The sequence below is a fragment of the Sulfitobacter sp. L-8 genome (genome assembly GCF_056859255.1).
Genome location: NZ_JBSXOD010000053.1, coordinates 260,317 through 287,089, shown reverse-complemented (window position 1 = coordinate 287,089; position 26,773 = coordinate 260,317). Strand labels below are relative to the sequence as shown.

The 26,773-nt window shown below is 58.2% G+C and carries 27 protein-coding genes, 2 tRNA genes and 1 riboswitch; of the genes, 17 read left to right on the top strand and 12 right to left on the bottom strand.

Annotated features, from left to right (window positions below; genetic code table 11):
• The first annotated feature begins 218 nt into the window (after positions 1-218).
• The 4 genes from AC13DE_RS14695 (at position 219) to AC13DE_RS14680 (ending at position 4,395) form a co-directional block, all read left to right on the top strand.
• Positions 219-1,064, top strand: coding sequence for a hypothetical protein (locus AC13DE_RS14695; protein WP_483048253.1), 846 nt, complete (start codon positions 219-221; stop codon positions 1,062-1,064).
• 11 nt (positions 1,065-1,075) lie between these two features.
• Entirely contained in the window at positions 1,076-2,041 is a 966-nt protein-coding gene (locus AC13DE_RS14690) for an endonuclease/exonuclease/phosphatase family protein (RefSeq protein WP_483048252.1), read from the top strand.
• A 64-nt stretch (positions 2,042-2,105) separates the two neighbouring features.
• Complete coding sequence (gene leuB / locus AC13DE_RS14685) at positions 2,106-3,212, top strand: 3-isopropylmalate dehydrogenase (RefSeq protein ID WP_446295533.1); 1,107 nt, start codon at positions 2,106-2,108, stop codon at positions 3,210-3,212.
• Positions 3,213-3,303: 91 nt separating this feature from the next.
• Positions 3,304-4,395 (top strand): cupin domain-containing protein, encoded by a 1,092-nt coding sequence (locus AC13DE_RS14680; RefSeq protein WP_483048251.1) that lies wholly within the window; start codon positions 3,304-3,306, stop codon positions 4,393-4,395.
• 20 nt (positions 4,396-4,415) lie between these two features.
• On the opposite strand, the gene AC13DE_RS14675 is transcribed toward AC13DE_RS14680, so the two are convergent.
• Positions 4,416-4,492, bottom strand: a tRNA-Arg gene (locus tag AC13DE_RS14675).
• A gap of 102 nt (positions 4,493-4,594) precedes the next feature.
• Here AC13DE_RS14675 and AC13DE_RS14670 point away from each other — a divergent pair.
• The 9 genes from AC13DE_RS14670 (at position 4,595) to AC13DE_RS14630 (ending at position 13,754) form a co-directional block, all read left to right on the top strand.
• Positions 4,595-5,680: a LacI family DNA-binding transcriptional regulator gene (locus AC13DE_RS14670; protein ID WP_446295531.1), complete on the top strand. Its 1,086-nt coding sequence runs from the start codon at positions 4,595-4,597 to the stop codon at positions 5,678-5,680.
• Entirely contained in the window at positions 5,677-6,882 is a 1,206-nt protein-coding gene (locus AC13DE_RS14665; protein WP_483048250.1) for a winged helix-turn-helix domain-containing protein, read from the top strand. The genes AC13DE_RS14670 and AC13DE_RS14665 overlap by 4 nt, the downstream gene beginning before the upstream one ends.
• A 167-nt stretch (positions 6,883-7,049) precedes the next feature.
• Positions 7,050-8,294, top strand: coding sequence for an NAD(P)/FAD-dependent oxidoreductase (locus tag AC13DE_RS14660; protein WP_446313771.1), 1,245 nt, complete (start codon positions 7,050-7,052; stop codon positions 8,292-8,294).
• A gap of 36 nt (positions 8,295-8,330) precedes the next feature.
• Positions 8,331-9,320 (top strand): TRAP transporter substrate-binding protein, encoded by a 990-nt coding sequence (locus AC13DE_RS14655; protein ID WP_446306202.1) that lies wholly within the window; start codon positions 8,331-8,333, stop codon positions 9,318-9,320.
• Positions 9,321-9,383: 63 nt separating this feature from the next.
• Positions 9,384-9,908: a TRAP transporter small permease gene (locus AC13DE_RS14650; RefSeq protein ID WP_446295527.1), complete on the top strand. Its 525-nt coding sequence runs from the start codon at positions 9,384-9,386 to the stop codon at positions 9,906-9,908.
• A 4-nt stretch (positions 9,909-9,912) separates the two neighbouring features.
• On the top strand, positions 9,913-11,223 hold the full coding sequence (locus AC13DE_RS14645; protein WP_483048249.1) for a TRAP transporter large permease: 1,311 nt from the start codon (positions 9,913-9,915) through the stop codon (positions 11,221-11,223).
• Complete coding sequence (locus AC13DE_RS14640; RefSeq protein ID WP_483048248.1) at positions 11,220-11,957, top strand: 5-oxoprolinase subunit B family protein; 738 nt, start codon at positions 11,220-11,222, stop codon at positions 11,955-11,957. Before AC13DE_RS14645 ends, AC13DE_RS14640 begins: the two co-directional genes overlap by 4 nt.
• Positions 11,954-12,982 (top strand): 5-oxoprolinase subunit C family protein, encoded by a 1,029-nt coding sequence (locus tag AC13DE_RS14635; RefSeq protein ID WP_483048247.1) that lies wholly within the window; start codon positions 11,954-11,956, stop codon positions 12,980-12,982. Before AC13DE_RS14640 ends, AC13DE_RS14635 begins: the two co-directional genes overlap by 4 nt.
• Before the next feature lies 1 nt (position 12,983).
• Positions 12,984-13,754, top strand: coding sequence for a LamB/YcsF family protein (locus AC13DE_RS14630; protein ID WP_483048246.1), 771 nt, complete (start codon positions 12,984-12,986; stop codon positions 13,752-13,754).
• 88 nt (positions 13,755-13,842) lie between these two features.
• On the opposite strand, the gene AC13DE_RS14625 is transcribed toward AC13DE_RS14630, so the two are convergent.
• Positions 13,843-13,918 (bottom strand) — tRNA-Lys (locus AC13DE_RS14625).
• A 138-nt stretch (positions 13,919-14,056) separates the two neighbouring features.
• Between AC13DE_RS14625 and dapF the strand changes: the two genes are divergently transcribed.
• Together dapF and mtaB are read left to right on the top strand one after the other, a co-directional pair.
• A complete protein-coding gene (dapF, locus tag AC13DE_RS14620; RefSeq protein ID WP_483048245.1) occupies positions 14,057-14,881 on the top strand; it encodes a diaminopimelate epimerase in 825 nt (274 codons plus the stop codon).
• A complete protein-coding gene (gene mtaB, locus AC13DE_RS14615) occupies positions 14,878-16,134 on the top strand; it encodes a tRNA (N(6)-L-threonylcarbamoyladenosine(37)-C(2))-methylthiotransferase MtaB (RefSeq protein ID WP_483048244.1) in 1,257 nt (418 codons plus the stop codon). Before dapF ends, mtaB begins: the two co-directional genes overlap by 4 nt.
• Positions 16,135-16,272: 138 nt before the next feature.
• On the opposite strand, the gene AC13DE_RS14610 is transcribed toward mtaB, so the two are convergent.
• From AC13DE_RS14610 to AC13DE_RS14590, 5 genes are all read right to left on the bottom strand, one after another.
• A complete protein-coding gene (locus AC13DE_RS14610; protein WP_446295520.1) occupies positions 16,273-17,118 on the bottom strand; it encodes a cytochrome c1 in 846 nt (281 codons plus the stop codon).
• Between the two features lie 5 nt (positions 17,119-17,123).
• Positions 17,124-18,467, bottom strand: a complete 1,344-nt coding sequence (petB, locus tag AC13DE_RS14605) for a cytochrome b (protein WP_446295519.1) — start codon at positions 18,465-18,467, stop codon at positions 17,124-17,126.
• Positions 18,468-18,479: 12 nt separating this feature from the next.
• Positions 18,480-19,040, bottom strand: coding sequence for a ubiquinol-cytochrome c reductase iron-sulfur subunit (petA, locus tag AC13DE_RS14600; protein ID WP_446306201.1), 561 nt, complete (start codon positions 19,038-19,040; stop codon positions 18,480-18,482).
• A gap of 175 nt (positions 19,041-19,215) precedes the next feature.
• Complete coding sequence (locus tag AC13DE_RS14595; RefSeq protein ID WP_289083245.1) at positions 19,216-19,827, bottom strand: glutathione S-transferase; 612 nt, start codon at positions 19,825-19,827, stop codon at positions 19,216-19,218.
• A gap of 67 nt (positions 19,828-19,894) precedes the next feature.
• Positions 19,895-20,518 carry an FMN-binding negative transcriptional regulator gene (locus AC13DE_RS14590; RefSeq protein WP_483048243.1) on the bottom strand — a complete coding sequence of 208 codons (624 nt, stop codon included), beginning with the start codon at positions 20,516-20,518 and terminating at the stop codon, positions 19,895-19,897.
• A 66-nt stretch (positions 20,519-20,584) separates the two neighbouring features.
• Positions 20,585-20,740, top strand: a riboswitch (FMN riboswitch).
• A 79-nt stretch (positions 20,741-20,819) separates the two neighbouring features.
• Here AC13DE_RS14590 and AC13DE_RS14585 point away from each other — a divergent pair.
• Positions 20,820-21,254, top strand: a complete 435-nt coding sequence (locus AC13DE_RS14585) for a 6,7-dimethyl-8-ribityllumazine synthase (protein WP_005850960.1) — start codon at positions 20,820-20,822, stop codon at positions 21,252-21,254.
• Positions 21,255-21,281: 27 nt separating this feature from the next.
• Here AC13DE_RS14585 and dxs read toward each other — a convergent pair whose 3' ends face one another.
• The 5 genes from dxs to AC13DE_RS14560 form a co-directional block, all read right to left on the bottom strand.
• Positions 21,282-23,210 (bottom strand): 1-deoxy-D-xylulose-5-phosphate synthase, encoded by a 1,929-nt coding sequence (dxs, locus tag AC13DE_RS14580; protein ID WP_483048242.1) that lies wholly within the window; start codon positions 23,208-23,210, stop codon positions 21,282-21,284.
• 16 nt (positions 23,211-23,226) lie between these two features.
• Complete coding sequence (locus tag AC13DE_RS14575) at positions 23,227-24,132, bottom strand: polyprenyl synthetase family protein (protein WP_483048241.1); 906 nt, start codon at positions 24,130-24,132, stop codon at positions 23,227-23,229.
• Positions 24,119-24,361 (bottom strand): exodeoxyribonuclease VII small subunit, encoded by a 243-nt coding sequence (locus tag AC13DE_RS14570; protein WP_446295514.1) that lies wholly within the window; start codon positions 24,359-24,361, stop codon positions 24,119-24,121. Before AC13DE_RS14570 ends, AC13DE_RS14575 begins: the two co-directional genes overlap by 14 nt.
• Before the next feature lie 120 nt (positions 24,362-24,481).
• Positions 24,482-25,183 (bottom strand): response regulator, encoded by a 702-nt coding sequence (locus AC13DE_RS14565; RefSeq protein ID WP_446295513.1) that lies wholly within the window; start codon positions 25,181-25,183, stop codon positions 24,482-24,484.
• A complete protein-coding gene (locus tag AC13DE_RS14560) occupies positions 25,180-25,692 on the bottom strand; it encodes a MarR family winged helix-turn-helix transcriptional regulator (RefSeq protein WP_446295512.1) in 513 nt (170 codons plus the stop codon). Before AC13DE_RS14560 ends, AC13DE_RS14565 begins: the two co-directional genes overlap by 4 nt.
• Positions 25,693-25,853: 161 nt before the next feature.
• On the opposite strand from AC13DE_RS14560, the gene AC13DE_RS14555 reads away from it, so the two are divergent.
• Positions 25,854-26,723, top strand: a complete 870-nt coding sequence (locus tag AC13DE_RS14555) for a branched-chain amino acid aminotransferase (RefSeq protein WP_446295511.1) — start codon at positions 25,854-25,856, stop codon at positions 26,721-26,723.
• Positions 26,724-26,773: the final 50 nt, after the last annotated feature.

Genomic DNA, 26,773 nt, shown 5'->3' with positions numbered 1-26,773 from the left:
AATATGTGAGCGAAGTTGCTTAATGATGCAGAAAAGCACCACTATTCTGTCTAAAATGTCACCCATGTGGCATGGTGTTCCTGAACATACTTGAGGATTATGGCGAAAGAAGGCACAATTAAGGCAATAATGAGGCACGCTTCCGTTAATCGGAGGCAACAAGTTGGAACAAGACCACGGCATCGAACCGCGGCTGGCCAGTTTGGAAGGGTATTTTTGTGTTCGCACGTTTGACTGGCGCAGCAGCGCGTGGCGTTTTAGTGGCATTGCTGGTGGCAACCCCGGCTTTGATGTTGCCTGACGTCACCTATGATGCCAACCAAATCACTATGTTGGTTGCGCTTCTTGCGGGCTTTCTCACGTTTATCGAATACACCTCACACTTCCCCAGCATCGTCGAATTTCGCGATGCTGCTCCGTTTAACCGGATGCGCTTCGTTTCGCTGCTTGCAACGGTTTCATTGCTTACGATGATCATGCAACACAAAACCGATCCTACCGCGGTCTCCAGTGCGCTGACTTCGATCGGGACGATCATCGGAAATGCAATGGACTTTCCTTTCTCTCCGGTTCGGCTGATCGTGTTGATGCTGCCCGTCAATGCCAGCATGGAACTGGTGAATTCAGTCCGTACCTCTGCCGGGATCGCTTATCTGATCTCGTTGATCTCGATGGCATTCTTCCTGATCTTGGTGCGCGTGATGAATTGGCCGGCAAGACAGGGTGCCTTCAACGTCTGGATCAATCTGCCGCTGTTTGATCCAACAGCCGGAGGTGACGTCATCTATCGCCTGAAGCGTGACGCACGGATCAATATTGTTCTGGGCTTCCTATTGCCCTTTCTGATCCCCGCAGTGGTCAAGGCGACCTCAAATATGATAGACCCGATTACGTTCCAGAATCCACAAAGCCAGATTTGGACAGTCGCTGCATGGGCATTCTTACCAGCCAGCATCATCATGCGCGGAATTGCCATGGGCAAGATCGCAGAGATGATCGAAATAAAGCGCCGTCGCGCTTATTCTTCGGGCGATCCGGACAAGCCTGCCATGCAGCCTGCCTGACCTTTGCATTTGTGCTCGCGGCCGGTGCTTCGCAGGCTGAACCGATACGGGTCGCAACGTACAACACCGAACTTTCCCAACCCGGTCCGGGTCTTTTGCTGCGTGACATAATCAGGGCCGACAACCCACAGGTTGCCGCCGTGATCCAGACGATCTCGGCCGTGGCTCCTGATATTCTGGTATTGCAGGGTATCGATTATGACCTGCAAGGCTCAGCCTTGGCTGCGCTTGCCAAGGCGATCGGCCAGGACGGACCCGATTATCGGTACCGTTTTGCCCTGCCACCCAATGCGGGGCGACAGACCGGCATTGACATGGATGGTGATGGCAGCGCCGGACACGCCAGAGATGGTCAGGGATACGGCCGGTTTCTGGGGGACGGTGCGTTGGCAGTCCTGTCGCGGTTTCCGATCGTGCCGAATGGCGTTCAGGACTACTCCGCCCTTTTGTGGCGCGACCTGCCCGGAGCGCTACTGCCACGAAGCCCGCATGGCCCTTTCCCATCTGCCGAAGCTCAGGAGATCCAGAGACTGTCATCGCACGGCCACTGGGTTGTTCCCATCGATCTCCCTCATGCACCCCCGATCACTCTCATGACCTTTTACGCGACTCCGCCGGTTTTTGATGGGCCCGAAGACCGCAATGGCAAACGTAACCATGACGAGATCATGTTCTGGGATCATTACTTGGCCGGCAGGTTTGATACGCCTCCCGATGACCGTTTTGTCCTGCTTGGCAATGCGAACCTTGACCCCGACAAGGGTGAAGGCCAGAAGTCAGCCATCACAACACTGCTGCACCATCCGATGCTTCAGGACCCGCTGCAAGGCCAACCCACTGTCACGTTTGACGGGTTGGGCGACATGCGCACGGATTATCTGCTGCCATCATCCGACTGGCGCGTGGTTGCGTCAGGGGTCGCCCGTAACGCCTCTGCCAGCCGTCATGGCCTGATCTGGGCCGACCTGGACCGCTAGCAGTTCTTGACCCTTTTCAATCCTCGCGCTACCCCGCTTGCAACGCATTTATCAGGAGTATCCCATGGCCAATCCATCATTGCTTATCCTCGCCGGTGACGGCATCGGCCCCGAGGTCATGGACCAGGTCGTTCGCATTATCGACTGGTTTGGCGAAAAACGCAGTTTGGCGTTTGATGTCGAACATGATCTTGTCGGTGGTGCAGCGTATGACAAGCACGGGACGCCACTGCATGATGATACGATGGCCAAGGCTCTGGCCGCGGATGCGGTGTTGCTGGGGGCGGTCGGAGGCCCGAAGTACGATGCGCTTGATTTTAGTGTAAAACCAGAACGTGGCTTGCTGCGCCTGCGCAAGGAAATGGACCTGTTTTCCAACCTGCGCCCTGCGCAGTGTTTTGATGCGCTGGCTGATTTTTCATCACTCAAGAAAGATATCGTTGCCGGTCTCGATATCATGATCGTGCGGGAATTGACCTCTGGCGTCTATTTCGGAGAACCGCGCGGCATTTTCGAAGAAGGCAATGAGCGTGTCGGGATCAACACCCAACGCTACACGGAGTCCGAGATCGACCGCGTGGCGCGGTCGGCCTTTGAACTGGCGCGCCGTCGCAACAACAAGGTTTGCTCGATGGAAAAAGCCAACGTGATGGAAAGCGGGATCCTGTGGCGTGAAGTCGTCCAGAAAGTCCACGATGAAGATTACCCCGATGTTGAACTGACCCACATGTACGCAGATAACGGCGCAATGCAGTTGGTACGCGCCCCCAAACAGTTTGACGTCATCGTCACCGACAACCTGTTTGGCGATATCCTGTCCGATTGTGCGGCGATGCTGACAGGCTCGCTGGGGATGCTGCCCTCTGCCTCGCTGGGTGCGCCCAATGCCGACGGCCGCCCCAAGGCGCTGTACGAGCCCGTACACGGCTCTGCCCCCGATATCGCGGGCCAGGGCAAGGCAAACCCGATCGCCTGTATCCTCAGCTTTGCAATGGCGCTGCGCTATTCCTTTGACCAGGGCGAAGAAGCCGCGCGTCTGGAAAAGGCGGTTGAACAAGTGCTGGCTGACGGTGCCCGCACCGCTGATCTAATGGGTCCCGAAGACGGTACGCCCATCTCGACCAGCGAAATGGGTGATGCAATTCTGGCAGCGCTGGACGCGAGCCTGTAAACAATCGGCGTATCGGGCCTGTTGCCGGGCCTGATACGCAACTATCCTGTTCTGACGCGCACCCTCCGCTTGATCACAACGGAACCAGTATATGACAACAGCCATCCAAGCCGAAGTATTGCTGCCCACCCAAGAGCTGCGTCATGACCTGCCCTTTTACACCAAGACACTGGGCCTGCGGCTTGATAGCATCTTTCCCGCCGATGATCCGTCGGTGGCGAGCTTTTCCGGTCACGGTCTGCGGATTCGTATAGAAAAAGGTGCCGATGTCTGCCCCGGAAAACTGCGCATCCTTACCGATGACCCAGACGGTTTTGCCAATGGTGCCCGTCACCTGACAGCACCGAACGGCACCCAAATCGAAATTGTTCCGCTGACCCCGACCGCCGATCAGCCGCAAACCCAGCACGAATTCGCCGTGCGACGCCTACGCGACGAAGCGCCGTGGGTCATCGGGCGCGCCGGCATGCATTACCGTGATCTGATCCCGTCACGCCTTGGCGGTTCGATCATCGCCAGCCACATCAGAATCCCCGATGGCGGGCCAGTGCCGGATATGGTTCATTACCATACGGTCGGGTTTCAGCTAATCTTTTGCTATCGCGGCTGGGTTGATGTGCTGTACGAGGATCAAGGAGACCTGATCCGCCTGCACGCCGGTGATTGCGTGACGCAACCACCCGGCATTCGCCACCGCGTCGTGGAAGCTTCGCCAAATATCGAAGTGATCGAGATCGGCGTGCCCGCCGAACATGTCACCACTATTGATCATGATATGACCCTGCCGAACGGCAAGGGCGACCCGGCGCGTGAATGGGACGGACAGCGTTTCGTGCATCACCGGAAACAGGGCGCGACTTGGCAATCCTTCCGGGTACCGGGCTTTACCGCGCGCGATACCGGCATCTCTGCGGGTACCAAAGGCGTCGCGGGGATCCAGGTCATTCGCCCCGACGGCACTGTGCCGGCCCCTTACATACATGATGCGGACATACATTTCACCTTTGTGATGGAGGGCAAGATGACATTGGTCCCTCAAGGTCAGGAACCGCGTGATCTAGAGCCCGGCGATGCGTTTGTGATCCCGCCTGGGATGGTCACGCAATACGCAAACTGCTCCGACGATCTTGAACTGCTTGAAGCAACCTTGGGCGGAGAATTCACGACGACGATCGCAAGGTAGTACCTTACCGCTACTGCATCTGGTGACCCCGGCAGGATTCGAACCTGCAACCTGCCCCTTAGGAGGGGGCTGCTCTATCCAGTTGAGCCACGGGACCGCCACTGTTCGTGTATCAAGCATCTACAACGGCTGTCACCTGCAAATTGACCGCTGGGGGGAAGTATTATGGTCGGGCACGCAGCATACTTGCGCCTACGCGATGAACTACGCTAGCGTAGGATTTAAGAGATTTAGCAGGATATTGCCATTGTCACAGCCCCCGAAACGACCGCTTACCCTTCGTGATGTATCCGATGCGTGCGGGGTGTCCGAAATGACCGTCAGTCGCGTGCTGCGCAAACGTGGGGATGTGTCTGAAACGACGCGCCTCAGGGTGCTCGCCGCGGCGAAGGAATTGGGCTACGTTCCCAATCAGATCGCAGGATCTCTGGCGTCCCAGCGGGTCAATCTGGTGGCTGTGATCATTCCTTCGTTGTCGAATATGGTGTTCCCCGAAGTATTGAACGGGGTCAATCAGGTACTTGAAGACACGCCCTTGCAACCTGTCGTCGGTGTCACGGATTACATGCCCGAAAAGGAAGAGCGGGTCTTGTATGAAATGCTGTCCTGGCGGCCGTCGGGGGTAATCATCGCAGGGCTGGAACATTCGGACGCGACCCGCGCCATGCTCAAAAATGCCGGCATTCCCGTGGTCGAGATCATGGACGTCGATGGGCGGCCGATTGACGCGATGGTCGGAATTTCGCATCGCCGTGCCGGGCAGGAAATGGCTAAGGCGATCCTCAAGGAAGGCTATGAACACATCGGGTTCATGGGCACCAAGATGCCGCTCGACCACCGCGCCCGCAAACGCTTCGAAGGGTTTACCGAAGGGCTGGCCAAGGCCGGGATAGAGATCGAGGACCGCGCGTTCTACTCTGGCGGCTCCGCTCTCGCCAAGGGGCGCGAGATGACGCAAGACATGCTGGAACGCTCTCCCGAGCTTGATTTCCTGTATTATTCCAACGATATGATCGGCGCTGGCGGACTGCTGTATCTGATTGATCAAGGAATAGACATTCCTGGACAGATCGGCCTGGCGGGCTTTAACAACGTCGAACTCTTGCAAGGCTTGCCGCGTCAGCTTGCCACAATGGACGCCTGTCGGCTCGAGATTGGGCAGGCGGCGGCGCGTATCATTCTGAATGACACACTTGAAGAACCCGATCCCGATTTGCAAACCCAGGTCACGATGACCCCCACCCTTTCGCTCGGGGACACGCTGCGCCGCAATCGCAAGCAATGACGCCCGTCACGCTTGGCAATCGCGATGCCCGGCGGATTTTTTTGCATCGGCATCTGCTGAGCGATACACCACAGGGCCCCGCCCATGGTGCCGCGCTTTTGCAGGTGATAACGGGCTTGGGCTTTGTACAGCTTGACAGTATCAACACCGTGGCGCGGGCACATGACCTGATCTTGTTTTCCCGGCGCCAGCGTTATCGCCCCGAGGCGTTGAAAACGCTTTATGAACGTGATCGCGCCCTGTTTGAGCACTGGACCCACGATGCGTCGGTGATCCCGATGGAATATTACCCATATTGGGAAATGCGTCGACAGCGCGATGCCGCAAGACTGCGCAGCCGGTATCAGAATTGGCAGCGTCATGATTTTGAATCGCGGTTCCAGACCGTGCTGGAGCAAATCCGCGAAAGAGGACCGGTAAGTTCGTCCGATGTGGGCAAGGGTGAACCCCGATCCAAGGGCGGTTGGTGGGACTGGCATCCCTCCAAGACGGCGCTTGAATACCTTTGGCGTGCCGGGGCGTTATGTGTTGTCGGGCGCGATGGTTTTCAGAAACGCTATGACCTCACAGAAAGGGTGATTGATGCAACGCTATGCGATCCGATAAGCGCCCCGGATGCGATACGGACGATCGATTGGTGTTGCAGCGGTGCTTTGGACAGGCTGGGATTTGCCACACATACCGAGATCGCGGCGTTTTGGGCACATCTGACCCCCGCAGAAGCGAAAGCCTGGGTCGAGCAGGAATGCGCTGAGGGCCGGTTAGAGCCGGTAAATATAATCGGTGCCGATGGCACGGCGCGGGGTGCCTATGCCCGGCCAGGTTTGCTGAATGATCCAGCCATCAACATCGCCCCGTCCCCTCGGCTTCGGGTTCTCAGCCCGTTCGACCCTGCGCTGCGTGATCGAAACCGCGCTGAACGTTTGTTTGGTTTCAGCTACCGCGTGGAAATGTTCGTCCCCGCTGCCAAGCGGAGCTATGGCTATTACGTCTTTCCGGTTCTGCAAGGTGACCGCATCATCGCACGGGTCGATATGAAGGCCTTTCGTGATCGCGACACCCTGGTCGTGCAGGCATTATGGCCCGAACCCGGCGTGCATTGGGGCAAAGGCAGGCAATCCGCCTTCGAGGCCGAACTATTCCGCTTGCGGCGATTGGCTGGTGTATCGAATATCGCGTTCGAAAACGGCTGGTTACGCTAAGCTACCTTCAAAATGCCGATGATAGTTTGAGCGATTTTCGCATCATGCCCCTACAACGATGACAATTTGTAAACATTTTGTTGACGTGTTGCTTTTCCATGCCAGACTGCAGCGAAAGGAATCAAACCCATGCGCAGTTTTGCCCCCAATTATCGAATGGCCCCGCTGTGACACGCCACGTCATCGTCATCGGCGCGGGTATTGTGGGCGTATCTACTGCCATCTGGCTGCAACGCGCAGGTGCACAGGTAACCATTATCGACCGCGCTGGCCCCGGGAAAGGCACATCGCACGGCAACGCGGGGGTGCTTGCCGCTTGCGCGGTCGCCCCGGTGACTGCGCCAGGGCTTTTGACAAAAGCACCTGTGATGTTGATGCACCCGGACGTGCCGCTGTATCTGCGCCTATCCTATCTGCCGCGCCTGTTGCCGTGGCTTGGCAAATACCTGAGCGTCGCCAACGATACTGACACAAAGCGCATTTCAGCGGGGCTGGCCCCGATCGTCAGCGACAGCATCGACCAGCATAAAAGCCTGACCGCCGATTTGGGATTGTCCGATTGGATAGCGGACAGTGATTATGTGTTCGCCTACCGCACCAGGGCGGCCTTTGATGCCGAAGCCTATACCTGGGCGCTGCGGGCCCGGGCTGGCTTTACTCCTGAACTGATCAAGGGCCCCGCGATACGCGACTATGAACCCGCTTTGGGCCAAGACATCACTTTGCTAGCTACGATGAAAGACCACGGTTTCATCCGCGATCCCGGCGGCTATGTCGCGGCATTGGCCCAGGCGTTCACTCAGGGCGGCGGCACGATAATGAAAGCCGAGGTCAAGGACTTTGATCTGACCGGTGGAACAGTCGCAGCCGTGCAAACCGACCAAGGTGCGGTCGCCTGCGATGATATCGTATTGGCCACTGGTGTTTGGTCAAAACCGCTGATGGCGAAACTGGGCCTGAGCATACCGCTGGAAACAGAGCGCGGCTATCATATCATTTTCGGCGACGCGACCGGCGGGCCGTCGCGCCCCACGATGATCGCCAGCGGGAAATTTGTTGCGACACCGATGGCACAGGGGCTGCGCTGTGCGGGGATACTGGAATTTGGCGGCCTTGATGCCCGGCCATCCAAGGCACCGCTGGCGCTGTTGCGCCGTCAGGCCAAGGCTGCCTTTCCGAACCTTACCGCTACGTCCGAAGTGGAATGGTTGGGGCACAGGCCCGCCCCCAGCGACAGTCTGCCGTTGATTGGCCAGATTGGCACAAGCCGGGTCTATACCGCCTTCGGGCATCACCACATCGGGTTGACGGGCGGCCCGAAAACCGGCCGTCTGGTTGCAGGGTTGATCATGGGGCAGCCTGGCAACACCGACATACGACCCTATGCCCCGCAACGATTTGGCAAGGGCTAACCTTGCAAACATAACCAATTCAACAAGGAGAGACTGATGAAACTGATCCATAAAATGACGACAGGTGTGGCGACGGCGGCAATTACATTTGCCGGCACCCTGCCTGCCTTTGCCGCCGAGAAATGGGATATGCCGATGGCCTATTCCGCATCTAACTTTCATTCTGTCAATGGAATGGAATTTGCCAAATGTGTGACCGACGGCACCAAGGGCGAGATCGAGATCACGGTACACCCGGGCGGGTCACTGATTGCCGGCGCTGACATCAAGCGCGCGATCCAGACCGGTCAGGTCCAGTTGGGCGAACGCATCCTGTCCGGCCACCAGAACGAGAATGCAATCTTCGGATTTGATTCAATTCCCTTTCTGGCACCGTCCTTTGAGGCGTCCGATAAGCTGTGGCAAGCAGCCAAACCCAAGATCGAAGAGCTTTTGGCAGAGCAGAATCTAACACTGCTTTACAACGTGCCATGGCCGCCCCAGGGTCTCTACTTCAAGAAAGATGTGAACAGCGTCGAGGACATGAAAGGCGTCAAGTTCCGTTCCTATAACAACGCGACCAGCCGGTTGGCCGAATTGACAGGCATGTTGCCGGTCACAATAGAGGCGGCCGAACTAAGCCAAGCGTTTGCGACCGGGGTAGCAGAATCGATGATCTCGTCCGGCGCGACAGGCTATGATCAGAAAGTCTGGGAAAGCCTGACCAACTTTTACGAAGTGGATGCCTGGTTGCCTCGTAACTATATCATGGTGAACAACGATGTCTGGTCCGAGGTGTCCGAAGAAAACAAATCGGTCATCACCGGCTGTGCCAGCGACGCGGAAGCACGCGGTCTGCAAGCGTCGAAGGACTATACCCAGTTCACCTATGACGGTTTGCGCGAAGGCGGTATGAAAGTCGAACCTGCCAGCGATGAACTGATGTCGGGCCTGCGAGCGGTGGGTGAAACGATGACCGCCGAATGGCTGGAATCGGCTGGTGAAGATGGCAAAGCCATCGTCGATAAATACAAGTCGATGCAGTAACCATTTAACGGCGGCCCTGATCAAGGGCCGCCGATCTTTTCCGACCAACCGGAGACATCCCCTTTGAAAAGCCTGCGTAAACTGCTCGATTTCATTTACTTTGCATCCGGGGCACTGGCCGCCGTCAGCCTTGTCGCCATCTTGTTGTTGATCGTGGTGCAAATGATTGCCCGTTGGACCGGAGAGGTCTTTCCCGGTGCGGCCAGCTATGCCGGCTATGCGATGGCGGCTGCGAGTTTTCTGGCCTTTGCCAATGCATTGAACCGGGGTGCGCATATACGCGTGTCGATCCTGTTGAACGCATTGCCCAAAGGACCCAAACGCTTGCTTGAGATCTGGTGCTTTGGCTTGGCCGCAGTGATCGCGTGGTACTTTACATATTATGCCTATTGGTTTGTTTACTGGTCCTGGAAGTTCAACGAAATCTCTCAATCACAAGACGCCACTGCCCTATGGATACCGCAGTCGGTGATGGTCGTGGGCGGCGGTATTCTGGCCATCGCCTTGACGGATAATCTGCTGCAACTGGTCATCAAGGGGAACCACCGCTTGACCCGTGATCTTGTCGATCAAAGCTTTGGGGAGTGAAGCGATGACTGAACTTTACGCAATTGCGCTCTTCCTCATTGTTCTGTTTTTTCTGCTGGGCACTGGTGTGTGGGTGGGCCTTGCCTTGATGGGCGTTGCCTGGGTCGGGATGGAGCTTTTCACGACCCGCCCTGTCGGCGATGCCATGGTCACCACAATCTGGGCCTCGTCCAGCTCCTGGACGCTGACGGCACTGCCGCTGTTCATCTGGATGGGCGAGATATTGTTCAGGACCCGCCTATCGGAGGATATGTTCAAAGGATTGTCGCCCTGGCTGGCCCGTTTGCCCGGCGGGCTGGTTCATACCAATATCGTGGGCTGCACCGTCTTTGCCGCCGTGTCAGGTTCCTCTGCTGCTACGCTGTCAACCGTTGGCAAGATGTCGATTCCCGAATTAAGGGCGCGCAACTATCCAGAGAAGATGATTATCGGAACTTTGGCCGGGGCTGCGACCCTGGGCCTGATGATCCCCCCGTCGTTGGCGCTGATCGTCTATGGTGTGACGGTTAACGAAAGCATCACCAAGCTGTTCTTTGCCGGGGTCGTACCGGGCCTTGTTCTGGCGCTGATGTTCATGGCCTATGTGGCCTTCGTCGCGCTGACGGCCAAAGACTGGAACCCCACGGTTGAAACGGGCATGAGCTTTGCCGACAAGCTGCGCAATTCGCGGTTCTTGCTGCCGGTATTCGCGTTGATAATCGTCGTGATCGGGTCGATGTATCTGGGGTTCGCCACCGCGACCGAAGCGGCGGCTATCGGGGTGCTGGGGGCGTTGACGCTGGCGCTGCTGCAAGGGTCGCTGAACTGGACCAGCTTTCAGCAAAGCCTGATGGGGGCGATGCGGACATCTGCGATGATCGCATTGATCCTGGCAGGTGCGGCGTTCTTGAAGCTGTCGATGGGGTTCACTGGGCTGCCACGCGCGCTTGCCGATGGCATCGCCGTGATGGAACTGACCAGGTTTCAACTGTTGATGGCTCTATTGGTATTCTACATCGTTCTGGGCATGTTTCTGGACGGTATTTCATCGGTAGTGCTGACGATGGCGGTGGTAGAGCCGATGGTGCGCGGGGCCGGTATCGACCTGATCTGGTTCGGCATCTTCGTCGTGGTTGTCGTCGAAATGGCGCAGATCACTCCGCCTATCGGGTTCAACCTGTTCGTGATCCAGGGCATGACCGACCACGAAATGGGCTATATCACCAAGGCGGCTTTGCCGATGTTCGCAATCATGGTTGTAATGGTATTCATTTTGATCTTCTTCCCCGAAGTCGCGACCTGGTTGCCTGAAAACCTGCGCCAGGCCCCATCATGACAGACTTTCCCCAGATACAAACCGTCGGGCTATCGGGCATCCTTGTGCGCTTTGCCGCAACCATGTCTGAACCCGCCAACCGTGCCGCGCTGTCATTTCGTGCCGCCGTCGACAACGCCGAATGGCCCGAGGTGTCGGAAACCAGCACCTCGCTTGTGTCCACTTTTCTCCAGCTTGACCTCGTGCGCGTCCCGCTTGATCAGATGATCGAACGCCTGACCGATCTTCTGGCCACTCGAGACTGGTACACTGCCGATTTGCCGTCGGGCCGGACCTTGTGGCACATCCCCACGGTCTACGGTACTGATCTGGCCCCCCAGCTTGAAGAAGCGGCCGATCTTGCCGGTGTCGACCCCGACGAAGCGATCGCTCAGCTGTCACAGGCGCGGGTCAGGGTACTGACCATCGGGTTTGCCCCCGGCCAGCCCTATATGGGGGAACTGCCGGAAAACTGGGATATTCCTCGGCAACAGGGGCTGACACGGTCGGTACCTGCCGGGGCGCTGATCGTAGCGATCCGGCAGTTGATCATCTTTACCAACGCGTCCCCCACCGGCTGGCGGCACGTCGGCCAGACCGCCTTCAAAACGTTCCGCCCAACCAGCGAGAAACCGTTCGCATTGTCACCGGGGGATGAGCTGTGCTTCCCCTCGGTAACCCGTGACGCGCTTGAAAAGATACTGACGAGTGATGGAACGGGCCAGGGCGGCGCTGATGCGCAGGTGCTGACATGAGCGTAACCTTGACCATTGCGCAGGCGGGTCCCGCCTTGGCCGTTCAGGACCTTGGCCGGCCCGGCTGGCGGGCCCAGGGGCTGACCAAAGGCGGCGCGGCAGACCCGATGGCCATATATGAAGGGGCGGCGTTGCTGGGACAATCGCCCGAATTGGCAGTGATCGAAATGACCGGGACCGGGGGCACCTTTGTCGCGGATGGTGACATCCGCATCGCGCTGACCGGTGCCGGCATGGCGGCCAAAATAGACGGCGACGTCGTGGTCTGGAACGCCAGCCACCTGCTGCCCGCAGGTGCGAAGCTGACCATCGGCGGTGCCAGCAGCGGCACCTATGGCTATTTGCACGTCGGGGGCGGCATTATGTCGGATGTGCTCCTGGGGGCGCGGGCCAGTCACCTAAGCGCAGGATTGGGACGGCCTCTTGCCGCAGGGGACGGCTTTGTTGTCGGAGATGACACAGGGCGCGAAACCGGGCTGACGCTCCCTCGTGACGGGCGCTTTGACGGCGGGGTGGTACATGTGGTCGCCAGCATGCAGACCGAACATTTTACCCCCGCAGAACGCCTGCGCTTTACCCAGACGCAATTCAGCCGCGACCCCCGAGCCAATCGCGTCGGCGTGCGGATGGATCACCAAGGCGGGGGCTTTCATGCCGAAGGCGGATTGACGATCCTGTCCGAGGTCATCGTCCCCGGCGACATTCAGATCACCGGCGACGGCGCGCCGTTTGTGCTGATGGGCGAATGCCAGACTACCGGGGGCTATCCGCGCATAGGTACCGTTATCCCCAGCGATATCCCACGTGTGGCGCAAGCTGCCGCTGGGGCACCGATCATGTTCAAATTCCTCAGCCTCGCCGAAGCGATAACGTTGGAGATCCGTCATCGCGACGCCATTCATGCGTTACGCGGCCAGGTTAAACCTCTGATTCGCGATCCGAGGCAGATTCGGAACCTACTTCTCTACCAATTGGTCGGGGGTACCGTGTCAGCATGGGACGACCCGTTTGAAAAGGATAAATAGAATGCAGACCGTCGATTTGAATGCAGACATGGGAGAAAGCTTTGGCCCATGGAGAATGGGCAATGACGCCGCCTTGCTGAAAATCATCAGTTCGGCGAATATCGCGTGTGGCGGGCATGCCGGCGATGCCGATGTGATGGCTGCCACGATGACACTGGCGCGCGACAATAGCGTGGGCATCGGGGCACATCCTGGGTTCATGGATATTGCCGGTTTCGGACGCAACCGCATGACTGTGCCACGCGGTACGTTGCAAAACCAGGTACGCTATCAGGTGGCCGCCAGTGTCGGCATGGCGCGCAGCCTCGGCACATCGGTGCGGCATCTAAAGTTGCACGGGGCGCTCGCGAATATGGCATCCGAGGACGAAACTTTGGCCCATGACCTGTACGAGGCCGCGTTGAGCGTCGCCCCGGATCTGATTGTAATGGTGCTGACGGCAACCGCCCAGCAAAAGGCCGTGCAGAGCTTGGGGTGCAAGTGGGCAGGCGAAATTTTTGCTGACCGCGCCTATAATGACGACGCGACGCTGGTTGACCGGTCGAAACCCGGTGCGGTGATCCACGACGCCGCCCTCGCGGGCAACCGCATGGTCGCAATGGTCAAGGCAGGAGCGATTTTAACCGAAGGTGGCGTGTCGATTCCCGCTGCCATCGATACGATCTGCCTGCATGGCGATACCCCAGAGGCCGTAGATATCGCACGGGCAGTGAAAACCGCTCTTCAGGACGCGGGCATCACGCTCCAGTGCTTCGATGGTCGCAGCAGCTAGCCAGTTCAGCCGTCTGATATTGAACAGAAACCAAAGCAGCACCCCACGGGGTGCTGTTTCGTCATTTTCACATTGGATCGAGTAAAAATGGTGAGCCCGTCGGGGTTCGAACCCGAGACCTACTGATTAAAAGTCAGTTGCTCTACCAACTGAGCTACAGGCCCACTAGGCGGCTTACTAGAAAGCTGGGGCGGTGGGGTCAAGCCCCTAACGTGCGAAATTATTCGCACATGCTGGATAAGTTTCATTCGGCACGTTATATGCGCCAAATGTGTAGTGATATTATCAATGGTTTGCCCTTTATGAAGATGCATGGGCTGGGGAACGACTTTGTCGTGCTCGATGCTCGTGCGCCCAAAGGGGAAGATTCGGGGCCGCCCCCGTTTACGGTTACCCCGGCGTTGGCAAAGGCAGTGGGACATCGGCATTTCGGCGTGGGGTTTGATCAGCTTGCCGTGATCTCGAACGGGACCGGCGATGCTCACCTGACGTTCTACAACGCCGACGGGTCGGTGTCGGCTACCTGTGGAAATGCGACCCGGTGTATTGCGCGTTTTCTCATGGAGGAGAGCGGGAGCTCCACACTTCACCTGACCACCGATCGCGGTGATCTGGCCGCCCAGGATATGGGTGACGGCCTTACCGCCGTAAACATGGGCCAGCCGCAACTTGACTGGGATGAAATCCCGTTGTCGCATCGGATGGATACGTTGGCCCTGCCGATTGATGGCGGCCCGACGGCCACCGGCATGGGGAACCCTCATTGCACCTTTTTCGTCGACGACATAGGGGCGGTTGATCTGGAACAGTTCGGACCAACGATCGAACACCACCCGCTGTACCCGGAACGCACCAACGTTCAGATTGCCCAGATCATCGACACTGACCACATCCGTATGCGGGTGTGGGAACGTGGCGTCGGCATCACGCTTGCATCCGGATCGTCAAGCTGTGCCACAGCCGTCGCAGCGGCCCGCAAGGGCCTCACTGGACGCAAGGTACGCGTCGACCTTGATGGGGGGACGTTGTACATTGACTGGCGCGAGGACGGCGTCTGGATGACCGGGCCGTCTGCTCATGTGTTCAGCGGCACCCTCACACGTGATTTTCTGGACGGGCTGGCATGAGCACACCAATTTTCTCGAATCACGGTTGCCGCCTGAACGCTTACGAAACCGAAGCGATGAAAGAACTGGCCCAAGAGGCCGGATTGAAGAATGCGGTCATCATCAACACCTGTGCCGTCACCGCCGAAGCGGTTCGCAAGGCGCGTCAGGACATCCGCAAACTGCGCAAGGCGAACCCCGATGCGCGGCTGATCGTCACCGGCTGTGCTGCGCAAACCGAACCGGAAACCTTTTCCAAGATGGTCGAGGTTGATGCTGTGATCGGCAATACCGAAAAGATGGTCGGAGCCACATGGCAGGGGCTGGCTGCTGATTTTATCGGCGAAACCGAAGCGGTACAGGTTGACGACATCATGTCCGTCACTGAAACGGCGGGGCATCTCATCGACGGGTTCGGCACGCGCAGCCGGGCCTATGTGCAGGTCCAGAACGGATGCGACCACCGCTGCACCTTCTGCATCATTCCCTATGGCCGCGGCAATTCCCGCTCGGTCCCCGCGGGGGTTGTGGTGGACCAAATCAAGCGTTTGGTCGACAAGGGCTTTAACGAAGTGGTGCTGACCGGCGTCGACCTCACCAGTTGGGGCGCAGACCTGCCTGCCACTCCCAAACTGGGGGATCTGGTGATGCGGATCCTGCGGCTTGTTCCAGACCTGCCGCGCCTGCGGATCAGTTCGATCGATTCCATCGAGGTGGACGAGAACCTGATGCAGGCCATAGCGACCGAAGCCCGTCTGATGCCGCACCTGCACCTGAGCCTTCAGCACGGCGACGACATGATCCTGAAACGGATGAAACGTCGGCACCTGCGCGATGACGCCATCCGCTTCGCAGAGGACGCCCGCAAACACCGCCCGGACATGACCTTTGGTGCCGACATCATCGCCGGCTTCCCCACCGAGACCGACGCGATGTTCTATAATTCGTTAAAGCTGGTGACCGACTGCGATCTGACGTGGCTGCACGTGTTTCCCTATTCCGCCCGCCAAGGCACGCCAGCGGCCCGGATGCCCGCCGTCAACGGTGCGGTGATCAAGGAACGCGCGGCGCGATTGCGCATGGCGGGCGATGCTCAGGTGGCGCATCATCTGACCGTGCAGCAAGGTCGTTTGCATCGCGTATTGCTGGAAAGCCCTACCATGGGGCGCACGGAACAATTCACTGAAGTGCGTTTTTCGCAGCCCCAGACCGAGGGTGATATTGTGACTGCCAAAATCACCGGGCAACGGGCGGGACATCTTTTGGCTGGCTAGCACGACGGGTCGACTGCCGGCAAAGATGTTCGGTGCGATGACGCAGTACACCTGTCGACTGACTGACAACGACAAAGCCTCCCGCAGCGGTCATGCTGCGGGAGGCTTTGTCGTTTCAAACCATACTGTGTAGACAGGTTAGTTTTTCTTGCGCTTGATCGGTGCCCAAAGGCGCTTGTTGGTAAGGTACAACAGTACCGACAACAGGGTCAAAAAGATCACGCCAGCAAATCCGGCCTGTTTGCGGGCCATCATCTTGGGTTCGGCGGTCCACATCAAGAACGCTGCGACGTCTGCCGCTTCGCTGCGGACATCGGATTCATGACCGTCAGCATATTGCACGTCGTCGCCATACAAGGGCTGTGCCATCGCGATCCAGCTGCCCTGAATTGTTGACACGCCTTCATGCTTGCAGGATTCCGGCACACCACCGTTAGGGAAAGCCGCGTTATAATAACCCGGGAAATCCTCGGGGGCGCAGGCCGGCGGTTCTTTGTAACCGTTGAGCAGCGAAGCAATATATTCCGCGCCACCAATGCCCTTGACGAACTGGTTGATGCCCAGGCCGTACGGACCGTGGAAACCCGCACGTTTCTTGGCCATCAGGCTAAGGTCGGGTGCGCTTTCCATTGCAGAAACGGGAAAGTGGTCAACCGGGGTCCCGGGGCGCGTATCGTCCAACTCGGGGTCGAAAATGTCGAACCGTTGAGCATAGGCACGCACCTGGTCTTCAGGCAAGTCGGGTCCACCCTCATCCGCAAGCGTACGGATGGGGACGAACTTCAGGCCGTGGCAAGCGGAACAGACTTCGGTATAGATCTGCAACCCGCGCTGAAGTTGGTTGGTGTCGAAGGCCCCGAACGGCCCTTCGTAAGAGAAGTCGAAGTCTTCCATATAGGTACCACCGCCTTCCGCGAAGGCAGCCGGAACGGCAAGGCCCATGGCGACAACAGCCGAGAGTATTGTTTTCTTAATCATTGTCATGGTCCTTACTCTGCTGGCTCGACCAGCGTCTTGGTGCCGCCGGTGTTGGGCGCATAATGTGCGTCAAAATCGGCTTCGATGGTTTCAGGATGGGCCGATGGCTTTTCGATGACGCCCAACAGGGGCAGGATCACCAAGAAGTACCCGAACCAATACGCCGAAGCTATCAACGAGAAGCTGGCATAGGGTTCTTCCGCCGGCATCGCGCCGAGCCACATCAAAGCGAAAAAGTCGACGACCAGCAGCGCGAACCACCATTTGAACATCGGACGGAACCGGCCGGAACGTACGGAGGATGTATCCAACCATGGGACAAGCGCCATAACCGCAATCGCACCAAACATCGCCAACACACCAAAGAACTTGGCGTCGATGATACCGCCGGTCACGAAAGACGCGATCTGGACGACCCAGACATCGGCGGTGAAGGCGCGCAAGATCGCATAGAACGGCAAGAAGTACCATTCAGGCACGATGTGTGCAGGTGTCGAAAGCGGGTTCGCCTCGATGTAGTTATCGGGGTGGCCCAGATAGTTCGGCATGAAGCCCACAATAGCGAAGAACACGACCAGGATCACGGCAAGCGCGAACAGGTCTTTCATCACGAAGTAGGGCCAGAATGGCAGCGTGTCTTTCTCTGCCTCTGCCTTGCTGGTGCGGCGCACTTCTACACCTGTCGGGTTGTTGTTGCCCGTGGTGTGAAAGGCCCAGATGTGCACGATCACAAGACCGGCAATCACGAAGGGCAGCAGATAGTGCAAGCTGAAGAAACGGTTCAACGTGGCGTTATCGACGGCAGGCCCGCCAAGCAGTAGCGTTTGCAGGCTTTCCCCGATGAACGGGATAGCGCCGAACAGACCGGTGATAACAGTCGCACCCCAGAAAGACATTTGCCCCCAAGGCAGAACGTAGCCCATGAAGCCGGTCGCCATCATCAGCAGATAGATCAACATACCGATGATCCACGTGATTTCACGCGGGGCCTTGTATGACCCGTAGTAAAGACCGCGGAAGATGTGGGCATAAACCGCCACAAAGAACAACGATGCGCCGTTTGCATGCAGATAACGCAGCATATAGCCGCCGTTTACGTTGCGCATGATGTGTTCGACGCTGGCAAAAGCCATGTCGACCTGCGGTGTATAATGCATCGCCAGCACGATGCCTGTGACGATTTGCAGCGCCAGGCAGAACGTCAGAACAATACCCCAGATCCACATCCAGTTTAGGTTCTTCGGTGTCGGGATCATCAAAGTGTCGTATAGCAAGCCAACAACGGGGAGACGGCTGTGCAGCCATTTTTCTCCGTTTGATTTCGGCTCGTAATGGTCGTGAGGAATTCCAGCCATTCCCGTTCTCCCTTAACCTAGTTTAAGCGTGGTTTCATCCACGAATTCTGCGACAGGCACGAGCAAGTTGCGCGGTGCTGGACCTTTGCGGATACGACCAGCCGTATCGTAATGCGATCCGTGACACGGGCAGAACCAGCCTCCAAAATCACCGGCATCGCCCAACGGCACACAGCCGAGGTGCGTACACACGCCGATCATGACCAACCAGTCTTCCTTGCCGGCCATGGCGCGATTTTCATCGGTCGCAGGCGCGTCCGCCGCCAGATTGTTATTCTCGGCAACGGGGTCAGGCAACTCGGACATGTCGACGGCGCGAGCTTTGGCAATTTCTTCTTCGGTACGGCGACGGATAAACACCGGCTTGCCCAGCCATTTGATGGTAAGCTGCGTTCCGGGTTCCACCGAAGAGATGTCAACGCGGATCGACGACAATGCTTTAACATCTGCCGAAGGGTTCATTTGATTGACCAAGGGCCAGACAGCCGCACCGACGGCGACCGCACCTGTACCAGCTGTGGCGTAATAGAGGAAATCCCTCCGGGTGCCTGCGTGATCTTCTGCTTGGGACACGGGTTAACTCCAAATCATGGGCCTGCCGGCCATTAAATCAAGGGGCGATGCAACCGCATCTCCCACAATTCTGTTGGTTACTAGCGGGATGGGCCGCGCACGTCCAGATACCTTTGACGCGCAAACCGTCGCAGTGTTGCATTCAGGGCAAACTAATACCCCGCAATATATGAATTTAGCCCTTTGGCGGTGCCGTTGCCTGCATCGAATCGCGCGAATCAAATTTTCGGGCCCACGCTGCCAGCGCATCGTTGCCTTTGCGCCAGTTCCGGGCGTCGTGGCGGAAATCAAGATATCCAAGCGCGCACCCCACGGCGATCTGCCCCATGTCAAGCGGCCCGGACAACTGGCTGATCCAACGCGTATTCAAAGCATCGCAAGCGCGCTCAATCTTCCCCCACTGGCCTTCAACCCATTCAGGCATCTGCTTTTCCTCGGGGCGCATCCGGCCTTCGTACACCATGAGCAACGCTGCATCGAGGATACCGTCCGCCAGCGCCTCTAGCGTCAGGGTATCCCACCGGCGCGATCCCGTGGGATAAAGCTTGCCCCCTGCGCGGGCGTCCAGATATGCGCAGATCACCCGGCTATCAAAAAGCGTAGGCCCGTCGCTGCGTTCCAACGCCGGCACTTTGGTAAGCGGGTTTTTCGATAGCAGTGCTGCGTCCGGGGCCAACGGCGTTGTGGCAATCGATTCTATTTCCACATCATCCAGCTGGCCGGTTTCGTGCAAAAGCACCATGACTTTGCGCACATACGGCGATGTCGGGGCATAAGAAAGTTTCATCAGCGTCTCCTCCAAGAGTCCGTGGTGACTATCACTGGCAATCGTGCCCTGTGCAATCGCTTGTTGGCTATCTACCCGTTGCGTTGCGCATCAGCGCCGCAATCAAATCGGTTTCCACACCAAATCCATGGCTGGCCACGCCTTCCGCAGCAGACAGACGTACAGTGTCCGTCTTGTTTTGGCCGAGCTTCCAGGTACCATCAATACCGGTGACCTTCATTCGGCAGGGTACGATCATCCGCATCAGCTTTTGCATGGTTTCGTCCTGCATCTTGGCCGTGGTCCATGGTACCTTGGGAAGCAGACGGTTTTCAAACAGAGCCGACTGCCGATCCAGCAGATCAAGCAGTTCCTCTTGCGGGCGACGCTCCAGCATACCGGTCATATGCACCGCCACGTAATTCCATGTGGGGACCTGATCATCGATCCCATACCAGTCGGGCGAGATATAGGTATCACCGCTGCTGATCGCGATCTTGACCGCGATCGGCTGGTTCAGCTCCCGCGCAATCGGGTTCGACCGCACAAGGTGGAGTTCGGCCACATCTCCGGCATCGTTCAGCAAAAATGGCACATGGCTCAACATCGGGCCGTCCGGACCGTTTGCGGCCAACACGCCAAAGCTGCGGTCGCGGGCAAAGGCGAGGTTCTTGGCGCGGTCAGCGTCATGATAAACGGGGTTGGGATGCATAACGTGATGTCCGATATGAAAGGTCGCTTTTGGTATTGCAGACCCAGCCCGGTCTTGGCAACTTGAACCTATTCTCAGGGCGGGGCGCAATTCCCCACCGGCGGTATGTGGCCCCAGTGCCATGAGCCCGCGAGCGCAACGCGCCCCTTCGGGGGCGGTTGGTCAGCAGATCTGGTGAGATGCCAGAGCCGACGGTCATAGTCCGGATGAAAGAGAATGCGTTTGTTGCGGCCCCTTGGGGCCGTCGGCAACCGTGATCGCCTTGGGTGACTTGTGTCGCTGACGTAAAAAGGAGATCACCATGACACACACCCGCTACGCCTTTGTAAAAGCACGCTGGCACGCCGATATCGTTGATCGTGCCTATGACGGGTTTTCCGAAACCATCCCCGCCAGCCAGATCGATGTCGTCGATGTCCCCGGCGCGTTCGAGATGCCGTTGATGGCGCAGACCCTGGCCAAATCCGGCAAATACGATGCGGTGATCTGCGCGGCCTTCGTGGTCGATGGCGGCATCTACCGGCATGATTTCGTGGCGACAGCCGTGGTTGACGGGTTGATGCGCGTAGGCCTTGATACGGGCGTGCCCGTGCTATCCGTATCGCTGACGCCGCATCACTATCAGGAAACCGACCACCACAATGCGATCTACCGTGCGCATTTCGTCGAAAAGGGCCGCGAGGCCGCCTCGGCAGCGCTTGGCATCGTCGCGGCGCGTCAACTGCTTGACGCCTAAGACGGGTTTACCGCGCGGGCCTGTGCGTCAGGCCCGCTGCGCCCCGATGCTGGCGATGCCCAGCACATCCAGCACTTTGGCCTCGATGTGTTCGGCGTTCATCCCCGCGACCGCGTACATATCCGCCGGGCTTGCCTGATCAATGAAGGTATCGGGAAGCACCATCGACCGGTATTTCAAACCAGCGTCGAACACGCCCTCATCCGCCAGAAGCTGTGCCACATGGCTGCCAAAACCGCCAACGGCACCTTCCTCGATGGTGATCAGCGCCTCGTGATCTGCGGCTAGACGCAAGATCATCTCGCGGTCCAGCGGCTTGGCAAAGCGTGCGTCGGCGATGGTCGATGTGATCCCCTTGGCGCGCAAAGCCTCGGCGGCTTTTTCGACCTCTGCCAGACGCGTGCCAAAGGACAGCAGCGCCACGCGCTTGCCTTCGGCGATGATGCGTCCCTTGCCGATTTCCAACGGCTGCCCGCGTTCGGGCATGGTCACGCCCGCGCCTTCGCCCCGGGGAAACCGGAAGGCAATCGGCCCGTCGTCATGCGCCGCGGCGGTGGCGACCATATGCACCAGCTCGGCTTCATCGGCTGCGGCCATTACCACGAAACCGGGCAGGTTCGCCAAAAAGGCAACGTCGAACGAGCCTGCGTGGGTCGCCCCATCGGCCCCGACCAACCCTGCGCGATCGATGGCAAAGCGTACGGGCAAGCGTTGTATCGCGACATCATGCACAACCTGATCATAGCCGCGTTGCAGAAAGGTGGAATAGATTGTGCAAAACGGTTTCATTCCGCCAGCAGCCAGTGCCGCTGAAAACGTCACCCCATGCTGTTCGGCGATACCCACGTCGAAACAGCGGCTGGGATAGCGTTCGGCAAACAGATTCAGCCCGGTGCCATCGGGCATCGCCGCCGTCACTGCGCAAATCTTGTCATCGTCGGCGGCTTGCGCGATCAGGCTATCCGCAAACACCCGCGTATAGCTGGGCGCGTTCGAGGGTGCCTTGCTCTGCTCGCCGGTCAGAACATTGAACTTGGCGGTTGCATGCCCCTTGTCCCGCGCGGCTTCGGCGGGGCCGTAGCCCTTGCCCTTTTTGGTTATCACATGGATCAACACCGGCCCCGTCGCCCGCGCCTTGACCGTGCGCAAAACCGGCAACAACTGGTTCAGGTCATGCCCGTCTATCGGCCCGAGGTACGAGAAACCCAGTTGCTCAAACAATGTGCCGCCGACCGCCATCCCTTTCAGCATGTCCTTGGCGCGCTTCGCACCCTCACGGAACGGACCTGGCAACATGCTTACCGCGCCTTTGGCGGCCGCCTTAAGCTCTTGGAACGGCTCTTCGGCGTATAGCCGTGTCAGATAAGCCGACATCGCGCCCACCGGGGGCGCAATAGACATTTCGTTGTCGTTCAAAATCACGAACATCCGTTTTTTCAGATGACCGGCGTTGTTCATCGCCTCATAGGCCATGCCTGCCGACATCGACCCGTCGCCGATTACAGCGATCGCGTCGCCCAGACCTTCGGGCACCACGCCGCCCAAATCCCGCGCCACCGCAAAGCCAAGCGCGGCACTGATCGAGGTCGAGCTATGTGCCGCCCCAAACGGGTCATACGGGGATTCGGTGCGCTTGGTAAAACCGCTTAAACCGTCCTTCATTCGCAATGTACGAATACGATCGCGGCGTTTGGTCAAAATCTTGTGAGGGTAGCATTGGTGGCTCACATCCCAAACCAGTTTATCACGGGGTGTGTCAAACACCGCATGCAAAGCCACCGTCAGTTCGACGACCCCCAAGCCTGCCCCCAGGTGTCCGCCTGTCACCGACACTGCCGAAATCGTTTCCTGGCGCAATTCGTGCGACAGCCTGATCAGCTCGGCGTCCGAAAACTGTTTCAGATCCGCAGGGCTATCCACGCGGTCCAACAAGGGCGTTTTGGGTCTGTCGGTCATCGGACTCTCCACCGGATCAGCTTTTGCGGGCAATAACGAAGCGGGCTGCATCCCGCAAGGTGTCGGCGTCGGTACCGTACACATCCAGGGCGTCGCAAGCCGCGCGTATCAGTTCGTGCGCTTGCTGCTTGGCGGATTCAAGCCCCAGCAGCGAAACGAATGTGGCCTTTCCCGCATCAGCATCCTTGCCCAAGGCCTTACCTACGGTAGCTGCATCGCCTTCGATATCAAGAATGTCGTCGGCAATCTGGAATGCCAAACCAAGATTTTGCGCATAGTTACGCAACGGAGCCGGATCATCGCCCGCCATCACCGGCCCGACGGTTGCCGCCCAGCCGATCAGCGCCCCGGTTTTTCCACCTTGCAGTTCTGTGATCTGGGCGAGGTTCAAGGGCGAGGCTGCCGTTTCCGCGGCGATGTCCATTGCCTGACCGCCGACCATACCACGCACCCCGGCGGCCTGCGCCAACCCAGAGACCAACGCAACCCGAGCGGCGTCACTGCATCCGGCCCGGGCCACCAATTCAAACGCCAGCGATTGCAGCGCATCGCCTGCCAGCACTGCTATTGCTTCGTTCCATTTTGCATGAACGGTCGGCTGTCCGCGCCGCAGGGCGTCATCATCCATGCAGGGCATGTCATCATGTACAAGCGAATAGCCGTGCAGAGCCTCGATTGCGCCGGCGGCCGGTGCCGCCTGAGCTGCGGAGATACCATGCAAACGGGCGCTTTCGATCGCCAGGAATGCGCGCAGCCCCTTTCCCCCGACAACGGCATAGCGCATCGCGTCGGCCACCGTGCCATCCAGTCCGTCCAGCCCATGCAACACCTGCCCAGTGGCCAGATCAGCCGCCTGGCTTAGCGCTTCGGCAAAAGGTTTGCGTTTCAATTCATCCTGGAAAGATATTTCAAACCCCGTCAACGGCCGTTACTCCGGTCGGGTTACCGTCACCGTCCAAAGTGATTTGCGCAACTTTCTCTTCGGCTTCTTTCAGTTTGGTCTCGCAGCGTTTCTTCAGGGCCGCCCCACGCTCGTAAAGCGCGATACTTTCATCCAGCGCAACATCGCCACGCTCAAGCTGTCCCAAAACCTTTTCAAGTTCCGCCATCGCAGCTTCAAAGCTCATTTTTTCTACCGGAGTATCCGTCATCGCGCGCATCCAATCAATCTAAGTCAGCCGGAACATAGCGTGCCTGTGCGCCACCTTCCAGTGATCGCGCCCCGCTATAGAGCAAAAATCAAACGAAACGGCCGGCAGATCGACAGCAATTCAGTCGGGGGCCAGCATATACCCCGCCCCGCGCACGGTCTGAAGATATCGCGGTTGCTTCGGATTATCCTCGATCTTGCGGCGTAATCTGGTGATCTGCACATCAACGGCACGCTCCTGCGCCTGGCCCCGATCGCGTCCCAGTTCTTCCACCAGGGTGGATCGACTTAACGCAGTGCCGGGCTGCGCGGCGAATATCCGCATCAGCTGTATTTCAGTTGCGGTCAGGCGCACCAAATCGTCACCCTGCCAAAGTTCGCCGCGTTCGATATCATACCGGATAGCGCCCATCGACAGCACCTTGACGGCAGCATCGGCCACCCGTGTATCGGGCATCCGCCGCAAGATAGCATTGATACGCAACAAAAGCTCTTTCGGCTCGAAGGGCTTGGCAAGATAATCGTCGGCACCCGCCTCGAGCCCCTCGATCCGATTGCCGGTTTCACCCTTGGCGGTCAATAAAAGGATCGGCGTCTGCATGGTTTCGCGCAGGCTTCGCGTTAGTCGAAGCCCGTCTTCGCCGGGCATCATGACGTCCAGAACGATCATGTCGAAATCCAGCCCGGCCAGAATGCGGCGCGCATGTGCCGCGTCGCGTGCGGCAGTCACCAGGAAACCGTGTCGCATCAAGAACTTTTGCAACAACGACCGGATACGTTCATCATCATCGACAATCAGCAGGTGCGCGTCCATTTCGCTCACGTGCTGCTTTCCTTCAGACGGGTGTAACTATGGTGCATTTCAGGGTCCATCATTGCCTCCAGAACGGTGCGAAACCCGGCCACCGCCTCGGGTCCGGCGTCGCGAAAGGCGCTGCGCATACGCATGCGTTGTGCATCGGACAAAGTTTGCTCAAGCGCGCGCCCGGCGTCCGTCAGGTACAAATGTCGCTCTCGCTTGTCCGATTTACCAACGTGACTTTTCACCAGCCCATCGGCGATAAGCGTGCGCAGCACCCGGTTCAATGACTGCTTTGTTACACCAAGAATTCCTAACAGGTTATTTACCGTTGTTCCGGGGGCACGGTTGATAAAGTGGATGGCACGGTGGTGCGCGCGACCATACGCCATATCAACCAGGATCTTATCAGGGTCTGCCGTGAAACCGCGATAGGCAAAAAACATGGCCTCGATCCCCTGACGCAGCTGTTCGTCGGTCAGAAAAAGCAGATTTTCCCCCGTCTGAGAAGATGCGCCCCGTCCGTCTGCCATGGTGTACCCCTCTGATTACGCCCATAGTTTACGTCAGCGTTATTGACTTTCCAAGGGTCAAAGGCTATCGAATCCGCATATTTACGTAATAAAATATCTCAATACGTCGGGTAACACGCAATATTTGCAAATGTAACCGGGCGATTCAGGAAGGATACACCATGGACGGCGCATACGACGACCGCGACGGAAAAATTTGGATGGACGGTAAGATGGTCGATTGGCGCGACGCCAATGTCCATATCCTGACCCACGCGATGCATTACGCGTCATCTGTGTTCGAAGGCGAGCGCTGCTATAACGGCAAGATTTTCAAAGGGCGCGAACATTCCGAACGCCTGCGCAAATCGGCGCAGTATCTCGACTTTGAAATCCCCTATACCGTGGATGAGATCGAAGCCGCGAAATACGAAATGCTCAAGGCGAACGGCTGGACCGACGCCTATGTGCGGGCCGTGGCATGGCGCGGGGCTGGCCCCGATATGGGCGTTTCAGCCGCTCGCAACCCGGTGCGTCTGGCCATCACGGGCTGGGAATGGGGCAACTATTACGGCGACGCCAAGATGAAAGGCGCGAAGCTCGACATTTCGAAGTGGAAGCGCCCGTCGCCCGAAACAATCCCCGTGCACGCCAAAGCGGCGGGCCTGTACATGATCTGCACCACGTCGAAGCACGCAGCCGAGGCCAAGGGCTGCTCTGATGCACTGTTCATGGATTATCGTGGCTATGTGGCCGAAGCGACCGGGGCGAACATCTTTTTCGTCAAGGACGGCGAAGTCCACACGCCGCTGGCCGATTGCTTCCTCAACGGTCTGACCCGCCAGACCGTTATCGGAATGCTCAAGGAAAAGGGCCTGACGGTGCATGAACGCCGCATCATGCCAGAGGAGCTTGAGGGATTCGAACAGTGCTGGTTGACCGGCACGGCAGCCGAGGTCACGCCGGTCGGTCAGATCGGCGACTATACCTTCGAGGTCGGCAGCCTCACCCGCGATATTTCAGACGCCTACGAAAAGCTGGTTCGGGCCTGAGCATCTTGTGATCGTCATCAAAGCGGCGCGAGGGCATTCCCCCCGCGCCG

Bases quoted from the DNA above. Each gene is read 5' to 3' on its own strand.
- leuB (WP_446295533.1), top strand. From the start codon at position 2,106: ATGGCCAATCCATCATTGCTTATCCTCGCCGGTGACGGCATCGGCCCC.
- AC13DE_RS14680 (WP_483048251.1), top strand. From the start codon at position 3,304: ATGACAACAGCCATCCAAGCCGAAGTATTGCTGCCCACCCAAGAGCTG.
- AC13DE_RS14670 (WP_446295531.1), top strand. From the start codon at position 4,595: ATGAACTACGCTAGCGTAGGATTTAAGAGATTTAGCAGGATATTGCCA.
- AC13DE_RS14665 (WP_483048250.1), top strand. From the start codon at position 5,677: ATGACGCCCGTCACGCTTGGCAATCGCGATGCCCGGCGGATTTTTTTG.
- AC13DE_RS14655 (WP_446306202.1), top strand. From the start codon at position 8,331: ATGAAACTGATCCATAAAATGACGACAGGTGTGGCGACGGCGGCAATT.
- AC13DE_RS14645 (WP_483048249.1), top strand. From the start codon at position 9,913: ATGACTGAACTTTACGCAATTGCGCTCTTCCTCATTGTTCTGTTTTTT.
- AC13DE_RS14640 (WP_483048248.1), top strand. From the start codon at position 11,220: ATGACAGACTTTCCCCAGATACAAACCGTCGGGCTATCGGGCATCCTT.
- AC13DE_RS14635 (WP_483048247.1), top strand. From the start codon at position 11,954: ATGAGCGTAACCTTGACCATTGCGCAGGCGGGTCCCGCCTTGGCCGTT.
- AC13DE_RS14630 (WP_483048246.1), top strand. From the start codon at position 12,984: ATGCAGACCGTCGATTTGAATGCAGACATGGGAGAAAGCTTTGGCCCA.
- dapF (WP_483048245.1), top strand. From the start codon at position 14,057: ATGAAGATGCATGGGCTGGGGAACGACTTTGTCGTGCTCGATGCTCGT.
- mtaB (WP_483048244.1), top strand. From the start codon at position 14,878: ATGAGCACACCAATTTTCTCGAATCACGGTTGCCGCCTGAACGCTTAC.
- AC13DE_RS14610 (WP_446295520.1), bottom strand. From the start codon at position 17,118: ATGACAATGATTAAGAAAACAATACTCTCGGCTGTTGTCGCCATGGGC.
- petB (WP_446295519.1), bottom strand. From the start codon at position 18,467: ATGGCTGGAATTCCTCACGACCATTACGAGCCGAAATCAAACGGAGAA.
- AC13DE_RS14595 (WP_289083245.1), bottom strand. From the start codon at position 19,827: ATGAAACTTTCTTATGCCCCGACATCGCCGTATGTGCGCAAAGTCATG.
- AC13DE_RS14590 (WP_483048243.1), bottom strand. From the start codon at position 20,518: ATGCATCCCAACCCCGTTTATCATGACGCTGACCGCGCCAAGAACCTC.
- AC13DE_RS14585 (WP_005850960.1), top strand. From the start codon at position 20,820: ATGACACACACCCGCTACGCCTTTGTAAAAGCACGCTGGCACGCCGAT.
- dxs (WP_483048242.1), bottom strand. From the start codon at position 23,210: ATGACCGACAGACCCAAAACGCCCTTGTTGGACCGCGTGGATAGCCCT.
- AC13DE_RS14570 (WP_446295514.1), bottom strand. From the start codon at position 24,361: ATGACGGATACTCCGGTAGAAAAAATGAGCTTTGAAGCTGCGATGGCG.
- AC13DE_RS14560 (WP_446295512.1), bottom strand. From the start codon at position 25,692: ATGGCAGACGGACGGGGCGCATCTTCTCAGACGGGGGAAAATCTGCTT.
- AC13DE_RS14555 (WP_446295511.1), top strand. From the start codon at position 25,854: ATGGACGGCGCATACGACGACCGCGACGGAAAAATTTGGATGGACGGT.